Origin of the sequence: Klebsiella sp. w6, from assembly GCF_033100215.1 — a bacterium.
Lineage (GTDB): Bacteria > Pseudomonadota > Gammaproteobacteria > Enterobacterales > Enterobacteriaceae > Klebsiella > Klebsiella variicola.
Window position 1 is genome coordinate 914901 of record NZ_CP136907.1, and the last position, 11554, is coordinate 926454.

11 protein-coding genes and 1 riboswitch are annotated in these 11554 nt (G+C 58.4%); of the genes, 4 read left to right on the forward strand and 7 right to left on the reverse strand.

What is annotated here, in order from left to right; all coding sequences use genetic code 11:
* Positions 1–13 precede the first annotated feature (13 nt).
* From R0140_RS04515 to pduA, 7 genes are read right to left on the reverse strand one after another with little or no spacing between them, the layout of a single operon-like run.
* Entirely contained in the window at positions 14–364 is a 351-nt protein-coding gene (locus R0140_RS04515) for a glycerol dehydratase reactivase beta/small subunit family protein (protein ID WP_064323777.1), read from the reverse strand.
* Positions 354–2186, reverse strand: coding sequence for a diol dehydratase reactivase subunit alpha (locus R0140_RS04520; RefSeq protein ID WP_032740958.1), 1833 nt, complete (start codon positions 2184–2186; stop codon positions 354–356). Before R0140_RS04520 ends, R0140_RS04515 begins: the two co-directional genes overlap by 11 nt.
* 12 nt (positions 2187–2198) lie before the next feature.
* On the reverse strand, positions 2199–2723 hold the full coding sequence (pduE, locus tag R0140_RS04525; RefSeq protein ID WP_012540674.1) for a propanediol dehydratase small subunit PduE: 525 nt from the start codon (positions 2721–2723) through the stop codon (positions 2199–2201).
* Positions 2724–2737: 14 nt separating this feature from the next.
* Positions 2738–3427, reverse strand: coding sequence for a propanediol dehydratase medium subunit PduD (gene pduD, locus R0140_RS04530; RefSeq protein WP_008806302.1), 690 nt, complete (start codon positions 3425–3427; stop codon positions 2738–2740).
* A gap of 10 nt (positions 3428–3437) precedes the next feature.
* The gene (gene pduC / locus R0140_RS04535) at positions 3438–5102 is read right to left on the reverse strand and encodes a propanediol dehydratase large subunit PduC (RefSeq protein ID WP_002915744.1); all 1665 of its coding nucleotides are present in this window, start codon (positions 5100–5102) and stop codon (positions 3438–3440) included.
* Positions 5103–5120: 18 nt separating this feature from the next.
* Positions 5121–5933, reverse strand: a complete 813-nt coding sequence (pduB, locus tag R0140_RS04540; protein WP_317703948.1) for a propanediol utilization microcompartment protein PduB — start codon at positions 5931–5933, stop codon at positions 5121–5123.
* Complete coding sequence (pduA, locus tag R0140_RS04545; RefSeq protein WP_002915737.1) at positions 5930–6214, reverse strand: propanediol utilization microcompartment protein PduA; 285 nt, start codon at positions 6212–6214, stop codon at positions 5930–5932. The genes pduB and pduA overlap by 4 nt, the downstream gene beginning before the upstream one ends.
* A gap of 524 nt (positions 6215–6738) precedes the next feature.
* Between pduA and pduF the strand changes: the two genes are divergently transcribed.
* The 4 genes from pduF to cbiB all read left to right on the forward strand — a co-directional run bounded on the left by pduF (position 6739) and on the right by cbiB (position 11546).
* Positions 6739–7548 carry a propanediol diffusion facilitator PduF gene (gene pduF / locus R0140_RS04550; protein WP_032740957.1) on the forward strand — a complete coding sequence of 270 codons (810 nt, stop codon included), beginning with the start codon at positions 6739–6741 and terminating at the stop codon, positions 7546–7548.
* A 202-nt stretch (positions 7549–7750) separates the two neighbouring features.
* Positions 7751–8662, forward strand: coding sequence for a transcriptional regulator PocR (pocR, locus tag R0140_RS04555; protein ID WP_012967304.1), 912 nt, complete (start codon positions 7751–7753; stop codon positions 8660–8662).
* 280 nt (positions 8663–8942) lie between these two features.
* A riboswitch (cobalamin riboswitch) is annotated at positions 8943–9121 on the forward strand.
* 92 nt (positions 9122–9213) lie between these two features.
* Positions 9214–10590, forward strand: a complete 1377-nt coding sequence (locus tag R0140_RS04560; protein ID WP_317703949.1) for a cobyrinate a,c-diamide synthase — start codon at positions 9214–9216, stop codon at positions 10588–10590.
* Positions 10587–11546: an adenosylcobinamide-phosphate synthase CbiB gene (gene cbiB, locus R0140_RS04565; RefSeq protein ID WP_032740951.1), complete on the forward strand. Its 960-nt coding sequence runs from the start codon at positions 10587–10589 to the stop codon at positions 11544–11546. The genes R0140_RS04560 and cbiB overlap by 4 nt, the downstream gene beginning before the upstream one ends.
* Positions 11547–11554 lie beyond the last annotated feature (8 nt).

Below are 11554 nucleotides of genomic sequence, written 5' to 3' on the forward strand. Positions count from 1 at the left end.
GTTCTCCTGTGGATTAAGCATTGCGATCCCGAAATGGGATCCCTTTGACGAGACGAGCCGCATTGTTGCCAGTGTTTCGCCGGGCCAGCCTGTCCTGGTGATACCTCAACGAAAACAGCGGAGTTGATGCGGGTAAATTTTTGTAGTGCACGATGAGCTGTTCCCGGTCGCAGGCGATGCCCACCAGCAGCGGCGAACGCTGCGCCGCCTGCCAGGCGTGTTGGACCAGATCGCCGCCGGTCTGCGGTTGCAGAACGAAAGGAATGCCCTCCTCTTCAATGCCCAGCAGGACATCGCGCCACTGTTCGCTGCATTCGTCAGTGACGGCAATGACGATGGCGGGGGCGACTACGCTACTCTCCATGCGTGCCTCCTTTTTGCCAGGAGAGGAGTAATCCGCTGGCGACCGCATTGCGTGGGCCTTCACTGCCGCGGATGTTGCCGCGCCCGGCAACCAGCCGGTAGTGCGCCAGCGCGTCGGTGACCAGCTGGGGGATCTCGAAATCGAGGGACGAGCCGCCCACCAGCACCACGAAGGGAATGTCGCGAATGTTGCCGGTAGGGCTCACCTGACGTAACGCCCGCAGGGCGTTGGTGACAAAGACGCGTGATTTGGCGCTACGGCGAATGGCGCGCACCTTCTCCAGCGGCAGATCGCCGGGCAGGGGAACCAGTTCATCCGGTTTCACCACGCAGACGCGGGCAAATACCGCCGGTGGTAAGGCCGACGGAAAAAACTGGACGCTGCCGTCTTCATGACGCAGATGAAACAGGCTTTCGACTTTCGCCAGCGGGTATTTTTTGATCTCTTCCGCCAGGTAGCGGTCCTCAAGCCCCAGCTCGCGGGCGATGATCATCGTGACCATATCGCCGGCGCCGGCCAGGTGAGTGGCGCTGATCTCTCCTTGCGCATTGATAATGGAGGCGTCGGTCGACCCGGCGCCCAGATCGAGGATCGCCAGCGGGCGCGTGGTGCCGGGAGTGGTGAGCGCCCCGAGAATGGCCGCTTCCGCCTCAGCGCCACCCACCTGAACCGCAATCTGCAGTTTGTGCTCAATTTCACGGGCGATCAGGGCCATCTGCAGGCGATCCGACTTGACCATCGAGGCGATACCCACCGCCTGCTCCAGCGAGAACTCCCCCGCCAGGCCACCGGTCACGCTGACCGGCACCGCCGTATCAACGGCCAGCAGATCCTGAATGCGGATCTCCTGAGCTGGCTTATTGGTAAGCTCCGCCATGGTCTGGCGCACGTGCTCAAGCATGCCGCCGATATTGGTGCCCGCTTCTCCCGCGACGTTGTCCAGTTTGCCGCAGCCGTCAACCGCCTTCATGATGGCTTCCGCCCCGGCGGCCACATCAACCTGTACGCTGCGCCCCTGAGCGATGAGCAGCAGATTCCCCGCCGGAATAGTCCGTGCCTTGACGTCGCCGGAGGGGGTTTTCACCACTACGGCCGAACGATTGCCAATCAGCGCCCGCGCCATTGGCACGATATTTTTGGTCTCTTCGGCGTTGAGATTGAAAACGGTGGCAATACCATAGGGGTTGGAGAGCGTTTCGATAATCTTGCCGGGTAAAGCGACCTCGACCGCCGCCAGCATGCCAAGTGGAATACGGTCGATATGCTGAACTTCATCGATCACCGGCAGCGGTTGCTGTAGCCGGTTATTGACCAGCACGCCATCATCCTGCTGCAAAATAATGCCGGAAATCTGATAGCCCGCTGCCGTCGCCGCATTGACCATCGCAGCGACATCGGCAAAGTCAAAGGCTGAGGAGACCACCAGAATATAGGGGGCGTCCGCAGCGCAGGACAGCAGCGCCTCCGGTGTGATGGTGATGCCGACCCCCAGTCCGACGCCGCCGGGTGTCTTCGGGTTGTGGCCGATCATGGTGGACTCGGTGATGATGGTTTCCGTGATGGTCTCCATCGCCACATCGCCAATGACCGGCGTGGCTTCGTTAATGCGAATAAGCGAGATATCGCTGACCTGAATGCCTGCCGCTTTTGCCGCCTGTGTTAGCGCCTCCTGAATACCGAACACATTACGTAATGTGCCTTTAATACCGGTGGTTTCAGCCAGCGCGCTGTGGCGGATGTTCAGCACACCTGCGTCATCGACCGTCGCTAGGGCGACCTCTGTCGATGAGTTGCCAATATCAATGCCAGCGATATAGCGCATGCTTGCCCCCTGTTAATCGTCGCCTTTCAGTTTCTTACGCTCGACGTACAGCCCGGCCGCTTCCCGAACAAAGGCGGCACAGAGCCGGGCCTGGTAGCGATGCTCGAGGTCATCAGCGATCGCCAGTAGCTCCGCCTGGGTGGAACGGTATGGGCGCAGGGCGTTGTAGATCTCAAGGATCCGGTCGTCGGGAACCGCGGTGAGCTCGGCGGCCCGCTCAAAGTTCATCGCCAGCCGATCGCGTCCGGCATCCTGGGCGATCGCCGCCTGCATACGCAGCGTTTCCGGGGTGATGCGCATGTCCTGCGCCGTAACGCGATCGCTTAATACGTTCTCCAGCGTCAGGTCATCGAGCGTTTTATTGGTAGCGGTTTTGACCCACTCCGGATGGCGGGTGGCTAACGGGTAGTCGCTGACTTTAGGCTGGCGAGCGGTGTCGTTTGTCGGTGCGGCTGGCGCGGGCGTTGCCCCGTCCTGTAGGCTGTTCATCCGGCTCAGCACGTCGCGTACCATGGATTCAATTGCGTCGGTATTCATCGGGATATCCTTTGTTAAAGCGCCACGCGCAGTTCCTGCGGGTTTTTGCCCGTCACTACGTATTTGGTCTCTTTAATGTGCAAAATGGCCGACTTCGCCTGGTATTTGGGACGAGCCATCTGATCGTTAAGCGTCGGCACCGGCTGCGGCGACTCGCGTTTGGCGTAGCGCGCGGCGTTTTTGCCAATCTGGCGGTAGGTTTCCAGGGTCAGCAGCGGCGCCTGCGGGAAGAGTTCCAGATTGGAAAGCGGCGGCAGGCCCCGCTGGTGGATGACGGTGGTGCCTTTCGACTGAATACCGATCGAGATGCCGGAGCCGCTCAGGCGGTTGCCTTCCACCGCCACGAAGGCGACGTCAGAAGATTTAAAGCAGCGGATCACCCGGGCTTTGATGCCTTCTTCCTCAATGCCGGCGATCACTTCGCGCAGAATATTTTTATGCGGAATGCCGACGATATTGGCGGTTTGCGCCAGACCAAACGCTGGCCCGACGGCAATTATGACTTCATCCTGCTGCGTGCCGGGTTTGGCTTCGCCGATTTCCGTCAGGAAGCTGTCGCCGGACACAGGCGCAACGGCGACCGGTGCGGCAGAGGCGACAGAAGCCGCAGGCGCGCTAAAGGAGACCGGCTTATCTGCGCCTGATTTCATCTCCGACAGCACCTCTTCGATAATCTGGCGCAGCAGCGTTTCGTTAATTTCCATTTTTCACCCCTTAGCCAAGTTCATTGGGATCGAGCGCGCCCGGGATATTTTTAATCTCTTCCCAGCGCTCGCCTTGCAGGCGGTAGCCTGTTGCCGGACCGGCATAATCGTTCACGTCATTCACGGCTGAGAGCACCTGGCCTTCGCCGACGATGATGGCGGAGGTGTGCAGGTAGTCGCCGGTGAGCTTGGCTTTCTGAATATTGAGCATGTCCTGGGCGACATCGGGGAAGCCGCCTTTCGCCAGGGCTTTCACCACCTCCAGGCCGTTGCGGTTCTTGTTGATGATCTCCTGGGCAAACTTGATGTCCTCAACGATGTTGCGCTCAGGCATATCTTTTGAACCGTGGGCGTAAGTGGCGGCCTCCACCTCTTCATCCGTAATTGGCGGCAAACCCATGCCGGCAAATACCGCTTGCAGCGCGCGGGCGGCTTTATTACGAATGGCGATCACGTCCTCTTCACGCACCGGCCGCAGGCCGCCATCGACCTTCAGATCGCGCTGGATCACGTTGTAGTCGTCGAAGTCTTCGGCATCTTCGTTGGAACCGGCAAACATGTTGTCGTAGTTCGGCACCGCCGAGTAACCGGAGGAGATAAAGTCGGTGCCTGGCAGGAACTGCATCAGCAGGCGCGCGGTACGCCGCATATCCGAGTGGGTAAAGGTTTGATCGTTACTTGAGGCGCACTCCAGATCCAGCGCTGAGCAAATCAGGTTTTCCGCCAGTACGGCGCGGATACCCGACGGTACGGCGGACGGCACGCCGATACAGCTGACGGAGCCATTCTGCAGGCCTTGCACCCCGGCGGCTTTGGTGATGTAGATGCAGCGCGCTTCGAGATACAGCATCGATTTGCCTTCGGCATAACCCATCTGCACTTCAGAGCCGGAGCCGGAGGTAAAGCGCATTTTCAGGCCGCGCGAGGCGTAGGAGGAGGCGAGGAAGCCTTTCGACCATGGGGTGTCATCGCCATCGGTAAACACCGGTTCCGTACCGTAGACCGAAATGGTTTCGGCATAGCAGGTATGGCCCAGCATGCCCAGTTTCAGCTCGGTGGCTTCTTCCAGCGAACACTGGGTGAGGACGCCGGGGCGGCCCACCTGTGAACCGACCAGCAGGGCGATGGCGTTGAACGGCGCGTAGCGCGCCACGGCGACGGTGGTCTCCTGCTCGTCAAAGCCGCGCCATGCGCCTTCAGCGGCGTCGGCGGCAATCTGTACCGGATTATCTTTGATATTAGTGACATGCGCCTGCTGGGACGGCGTGCGGCGGGCGCGCATTTTTTGCATCGCCATCATCATCTCGACCACGTTCATATGCGACACCACTTCGACGATTTTCGCCGGGGTCATCGCGGTAGTGAGCGGCACGATGTCGCTGCGTTTAACGTTCGGGTCGCAGAGCATGTTGGCGAGCTTGACCGAATCCATGGCCATCACTTCTTCGGCACGTGCCAGATTAATGCCGTAGCGCGCGATAAAGTGGTCAATCAGGTCGAACTGCTCAACCGGTTTACCGTCGAGTTCGGTCACCGCGCCGTTGACGATGCGGATAGAAGGTTTGGGATCGTTAGGGCTTTCCATCGCGATAAAGCCCTCTTCAATCCACTCCTTAACGAAACCATCCTGATTCACAGGGCGTTTCGCCAGTGCTTCAAATCTTTTCGATCTCATGAATCAGCCTCGCGGATATTAAATGTAGGAGGGGCGATCGTTTTTCGGTTCGGCGCCCAGCGTCCCCAGTACGGTTTTGCCGATCTCCCGGGCGGAGATCACCGCCTGGCGCACCGCGCCGGAGTCGCCGGAAATCACCAGGATGGCTTCGTTGCTGAAGCTGGTGCCGTGGGCCGGTGAGCTGTAAGCCACCACTTCGACGTTGGCTGATTTCAGCGCGGTATCGGCCATCAGCACGCCAACGGACGCCGGCGCGCCGACGATAATCCCGCAGGCGCGGCCCAGCGGAGCGCCGAAGGCTTTTTCCAGGGCGTAGCTGGCGCGCGCGGTATACTGCAGCTCGATATGACCCGCCTCGTTGCCGTAGACATCGCCGAAAGTACGGTCCAGCTCTTTCAGCGCGACCTCAATCCCGCGTTTGACGTCGGAAACATCGTTCCCGCCCAGCACAATCAGCGAGCCATGGCCGGCGCCGCCTTTGGTGTCGCGAGGAAGCTCAATGCTGACCACTTCGGTGTTGGTGGCTTTGACCGCTTCATCGGCGGCCATAATGTGCGGCCCGGCGCCGGTGCGCGCACCGAGGATGCCGATAGAGCGATAGCGTTTTTCAAGCTTCATGGCTTCCAGCAATGCGGCATCCACGTTGGCGATGACCAGCCCGAGGGTGTCGCCAATGGCGGTCCCGACAAATTCCGTTAAGCTGCAGCTTTCCTCTGCCATAGCCGTTTCTCCTGTGGGATGGGGGGTATCGGGAAGCGCCTGCTGCTCTGGCGTCGCCACACGGGCTATGACTTGCGCCATGATCTGTTCAACCAGCTCATTGCTGCTCATTGGCTATTCCCCTTCGGTAAGATTTTTTCAACATCGGTATGGGGGCGGGGAATAACGTGTACGGCTTTCACCTCGCCCACGTGGCGGGCTGCGGCGGCACCGGCGTCGGTAGCGGCTTTAACTGCCCCCACGTCGCCACGCACGATGACGGTCACCAGGCCTGAACCGATCCTTTCATAGCCAACTAATAAAACATTGGCCGACTTAACCATTGCGTCAGCGGCCTCTATGGCTGCGGTTAAGCCTTTGGTTTCTACCATTCCTAATGCTTCTTGTTGCATAAAGACCTCGCAGGGTATGTTCCAGTGAGGGAACTATATGGCGGGGCGGCGAAAAAGAATGGCTGAGTTGATGGTGTAGAACGAAAAAATAGTGGTTTTTATATAATAATAAATAGTCATGATTTATTTTATATTGTTGTTTTTATTGGTTTTTATTTTACTTATTAATGTGATTATCTTGCGGATGCTGTTCCGTATTTACATTTTTGGGCGTGATTTTTTAAATTGTTTTTGCTATGCGATATTTTGCGTGGTGTGATATTTGTTGGAAAATAAGCACTGCGCTTTTGCAATTTTTTATTATTGAGTTGGAAATAAAAATATCCCCTGAACGCCCGCCATTGCTGCATGGATTCGCGAGCAAATAGCAATAAATTGCTCTTCTTCAGCGACTTTACGCCGCCCGTTTTCCGCAGGATGCCAACACTTTGCTGCCGCCGGTTTCTATAGTGGGCCTCGCCGTACCCAACGAGCCAGCGGATGGTTGGCTGGCCTGGACACGAACTACGTCAAGAGGTGTCACAATGAATGGTTCTTTACGTGCGCAATGTATCGCCGAGTTTTTAGGCACCGGGCTATTTCTGTTTTTTGGTATCTGCTGCCTGAGTGCTCTGAAGCTGGCTGGCGCCAGCCTGGGGCTGTGGGAGATCTGTATTATCTGGGGACTGGGTATTTCTCTGGCGGTGTACCTGACGGCCGGCATTTCGGGGGGGCATCTGAACCCCGCCGTCACCGTCGCCCTGTGGCTGTTTGCCTGCTTCCCGGGCAGAAAAGTGTTGCCCTATATCGTGGCCCAGGTCGCCGGCGCGTTTGGCGGCGCCGTGTTGGCCTGGATACTTTACAGCACCCTGTTTACGCAATTTGAAACGGTACATCATATGGTGCGTGGCAGCCTGGAAAGCCTGCAGCTGGCCAGTATCTTCAGTACCTACCCGGCGCCTGAGCTCAGCATCTGGCATGCGGCGCTGGTGGAGGTGGTGATCACCTCGATGTTGATGGGGATGATCATGGCGCTCACCGATGATGGCAATGGCGTACCCAAGGGCCCGCTGGCGCCGCTGTTGATTGGCATTCTGGTAGCGGTGATCGGCGCCTCGACCGGGCCGCTTACCGGTTTTGCGATGAACCCGGCGCGCGATTTTGGCCCGAAATTATTTGCCTGGCTCGCCGGGTGGGGCGACATCGCGATGACTGGCGGAAGGGATATTCCCTATTTTATCGTGCCCATCATCGCGCCATTGCTGGGCGCCTGCCTCGGCTCCGCAATTTATCGTTTTCTCATCGCTAATAATCTTCCCTGTCATACCTGCGTTGAGGAGAAAAATACGCGTTAGCATCCAGTGAAAAATGTATTACTGAAATAGCAAAACTATTTCATGAACCGATATCACGAACCGCTCAAAAAGTCTCCCCGGGGTGGGAGACTTTTGTTATTGTCAATGCACTTTTTTATCGTCGACGGGATCTGATGCTAAAAAAGGGAAATATGAATAATATGTTTTATTTATAACAAAAAATTAACTGAGGGGTTTTATCATGATTTCTGCGAGTACCCTGAACTCAGAACTCATCAATAAAATCGCACAGGATTTTGCGCAAGCCACCAGTCTGGCGGTTGTGGTCGTCAATATTCACGGTGATGAGATTTCTGAACTGTTTAATTTCACGCCGTTTTGCCAACTCATGCGTCAGCACCCGGAGCACAGCGGACGCTGTCGCATGAGCGACCGCTGCGGCGGGCTGGAAGCCTCGAAAAATGACCAGCTGTGTATCTACCGCTGTCACGCGGGGTTAACTGATTTTTCCATCCCGCTGGTGATCGCCGGCCACCTCGTTGGCTTCGTGCTGTGCGGCCAGGTGCGTCTGAGCAATGATATTGAACTGGTTGATATTCTGAACGTGGATGACCGCTGGCAGGACGATCCGGCGCTGGTCCAGGCGTTTCGCGATGTGCCTGAGATGGACTATTCGCGGGTTATCGCTTCGGCGGATCTGCTGAAGCTGATCGTCGAGAATTGCCTGAAAAAACAGCTCAACTTTGTGGTTATCAAAGATAACCCGCCGCAGAACGACCCGGCGCAGGCCTGCCGGGCGGCCTCGCCGCACGATGGCAAAATGAAGAAGGCGCTGCGCTATATCGACGCGCATCTCTCCGATGAGCTGCGTCTGGAGGACGTGGCGGCGCACGTCTATCTCAGCCCGTACTACTTCAGCAAACTGTTTAAAAAGTATCAGGGGATCGGCTTTAACGCCTGGGTCAATCAGCAGCGGATGGCGAGCGCAAAAGAGCTGCTATGCCACAGCGACTGGAGCATTGCCAGCATCGCGCGGAATTTAGGTTTTTCGCAAACCAGCTATTTTTGCAAAGTGTTTCGCCAGACCTATCAGGTAACGCCGCAGGCATTTCGTCAGCAAATTAATGCCGGATCACAAACTGAGTCTTTTTAAATGACAATATTTTGCTATTGCCGATTTTTGATATCCCGGAGTATCTTCATCATTATAAAATGAAAAAAACGACAGTAGAGCAATAAATTGTCATAGCGCAACAAAATAGTGATATTCGAGGGATAAACTACACCAGTTTTTATTTTTGTGATGGGATAGAGTGTCCGTTAATACGAGACTGATGAATATCACAACACCGCTTCACCTCGCTGACGTCATTTTGCAGGCGATGAGGCGGTAAAAGTAAGCTTGAAACATTAACCGCGGATGCATGGCGCATCGGCGAATACAACCGACAGGTTCGACACCAGTTTGGTGTCAGGGAAGGGGGTGTAAATCCCCCGCAGCCCCCGCTGCTGTGATGCTGACGACCCCGCAAAAACCACTGATCGAAAGATTGGGAAGGGCGGGCGAGAACGAGGCTAAGCCAGAAGACCTGCCTGCCGGTAACTGACCAACAACTTCGGTGGGAAGTGGGTGGCTTAGCGGTGCGTGGTCGCAGGACCAGGCATGCGCGCAGCTATACCCCGACCACCTGAACAGGACAGGGTATGGCAACCAGGCGTGCGTTTATTCTTGCGGGTACCGGCAGCGGTTGTGGCAAAACCACCGTTACGCTTGGCCTGCTCAGCTTGCTCCAACAGCGCGGTTTGCGGGTGCAACCGTGTAAAGTGGGGCCAGACTACCTGGACACCGCCTGGCACACCGCCATCAGCGGCGTCGCCTCCCGCAATCTCGACAGCTTTATGCTTCCCGCCCCGATACTCAACGCGCTGTTTGCCGAACAACTGCAGCAGGCCGACATCGCGGTTATCGAAGGGGTGATGGGCCTGTATGACGGCTACGGCATCGACCCCAACTACTGCAGCAGCGCGGCGATGGCTAAACAGCTTGGCTGCCCGGTGATTTTGCTGGTGGATGGCAAAGCGGTGTCGACTTCCATCGCCGCCACGGTGATGGGCTTTCAACACTTTGATCCGGCCCTCAACATCGCTGGCGTTATCGTCAATCGGGTTAACAGCGACGCGCACTTCCAGCTGCTGAAAAGCGCCATTAAGCGCTACTGTCAGGTGCCAGTGCTCGGCTATGTGCCGCGCGTGGAAGGCGTGGTGCTGCCCGAACGGCATCTGGGGCTGGTGACCGCCCGCGAGTCGGTGGTCAATCAGCAGGCATGGCGGGATTTTGCCAGCCTGCTGGGGCGCACCCTCGACATAGACCGGCTACTGGCCCTCAGCGAACTGGCCGCCATGCCGGCCGGCGAGTGGGGGGAACAGCTTGCCGCCGACGCCGGCGAAGGACTGACGCTGGCCCTCGCCGACGATGAGGCCTTCAATTTTTATTACCCCGATAACCTGGCGCTGCTGGCGCGCTGCGGCGTGAAGATGGTGCGCTTTAGCCCGCTGCGCGATCGCCAGCTGCCGGCCTGCCAGATGATCTGGCTCGGCGGCGGCTACCCGGAGCTGCATGCGGCCGGGCTGTCCGCCAACCATGAGATGCTGGCGCAGCTTCGCGCGGCGCACCGGCGCGGGGTGGCGATCTACGCCGAGTGCGGCGGCCTGATGTATCTGGGCACGACCCTGGAAGTCACCGGCGGCGAGCGCTACGCCATGGCGGATATTATTCCTGGACACAGCCGAATGGGGACGCGTCTGACCCGGTTCGGCTACTGCGAAGCGCAGGCGCAGCAGCAGACGCTGCTGGCCGCTTCTGGCGAGTGGCTGCGCGGCCATGAATTTCATTACTCCGATTTTTCGCCCGCCACCCCTGCCGTACTGGCCTGCCGTAAACAGCGAGACGGTAAGACGCTCCAGCAGTGGCCGGGAGGATGGCAGTCCGGCAGCGCCTTTGCCAGCTATCTCCATGTCCACTTTGCCCAGCGCCCCACCATGCTCAACCACTGGCTGCGAGCGGCAAGGAGGGCGCAATGACTCTTCTCGCCTGGTGTGTGGCCTGGATACTTGATGTGCTCATTGGCGATCCGCCGCACTGGCCGCATCCGGTGCGCTGGATAGGTCGCCTGATCACCGTCAGCCAGCGTGTGGTGCGGCGCGTCTGCCATAGCGACCGGGCGCTGCGCATCGGCGGCGGGGTAATGTGGCTGGTGGTGACCGGCCTGACATGGGGCGTGGCCTGGGGCGCACTGGCGCTGGCGCACGGGCTCCATCCCTGGCTGGGATGGCTGGTGGAGGTGTGGATGATCTTCACCGTGCTGGCGGGACGCTGTCTGGCACAGTCGGCGATGGCGGTGGCCCGGCCGCTGCAGGCCGCGGATCTCGCCGAAAGCCGGCATAAGCTCTCCTGGATTGTCGGGCGCGATACCTCTCAGCTCCAGCCAGCGCAGATCAACCGTGCGGTGGTGGAGACCGTGGCGGAAAACACGGTGGATGGCATTATCGCGCCGCTCTTTTTCCTGCTGCTGGGCGGCGCGCCGCTGGCCATGGCCTATAAAGCGGTCAACACCCTCGATTCCATGGTCGGCTATAAACACGAAAAATACCGGGCGATCGGCATGGTCAGCGCCCGTCTTGATGATGTAGCCAACTTCCTTCCCGCCCGGCTGAGCTGGCTGCTGCTCAGCCTTGCCGCAGTGCTATGCCGGGAAGATGGCGCCCGGGCGCTGCGTACGGGCTGGCGCGATCGTTATCAGCACAGCAGTCCTAACTGCGCCTGGCCGGAAGCGACCGTCGCCGGCGCGCTGGGGATCCGCCTTGGCGGCCCGAACGATTACTTCGGCCAGCGCGTTGAAAAGCCCTGGATAGGCGACGCCGTCCGCGGCATCGCGGTGGACGATATTTCCCGAACCATTCGATTAATGTGGGTGGCGTCAAGCCTGGCGCTGGCGCTATTTATCGGCGTGCGCTACTGGCTGGTCGGCGCGGCCTGAGGAGAACC

Excerpts from the sequence above, each read along its gene's own strand:
- R0140_RS04515 (WP_064323777.1), bottom strand. The coding sequence starts at position 364 with ATGGAGAGTAGCGTAGTCGCCCCCGCCATCGTCATTGCCGTCACTGAC.
- R0140_RS04520 (WP_032740958.1), bottom strand. The coding sequence starts at position 2,186 with ATGCGCTATATCGCTGGCATTGATATTGGCAACTCATCGACAGAGGTC.
- pduE (WP_012540674.1), bottom strand. The coding sequence starts at position 2,723 with ATGAATACCGACGCAATTGAATCCATGGTACGCGACGTGCTGAGCCGG.
- pduD (WP_008806302.1), bottom strand. The coding sequence starts at position 3,427 with ATGGAAATTAACGAAACGCTGCTGCGCCAGATTATCGAAGAGGTGCTG.
- pduC (WP_002915744.1), bottom strand. The coding sequence starts at position 5,102 with ATGAGATCGAAAAGATTTGAAGCACTGGCGAAACGCCCTGTGAATCAG.
- pduB (WP_317703948.1), bottom strand. The coding sequence starts at position 5,933 with ATGAGCAGCAATGAGCTGGTTGAACAGATCATGGCGCAAGTCATAGCC.
- pduA (WP_002915737.1), bottom strand. The coding sequence starts at position 6,214 with ATGCAACAAGAAGCATTAGGAATGGTAGAAACCAAAGGCTTAACCGCA.
- pduF (WP_032740957.1), top strand. The coding sequence starts at position 6,739 with ATGAATGGTTCTTTACGTGCGCAATGTATCGCCGAGTTTTTAGGCACC.
- pocR (WP_012967304.1), top strand. The coding sequence starts at position 7,751 with ATGATTTCTGCGAGTACCCTGAACTCAGAACTCATCAATAAAATCGCA.
- R0140_RS04560 (WP_317703949.1), top strand. The coding sequence starts at position 9,214 with ATGGCAACCAGGCGTGCGTTTATTCTTGCGGGTACCGGCAGCGGTTGT.
- cbiB (WP_032740951.1), top strand. The coding sequence starts at position 10,587 with ATGACTCTTCTCGCCTGGTGTGTGGCCTGGATACTTGATGTGCTCATT.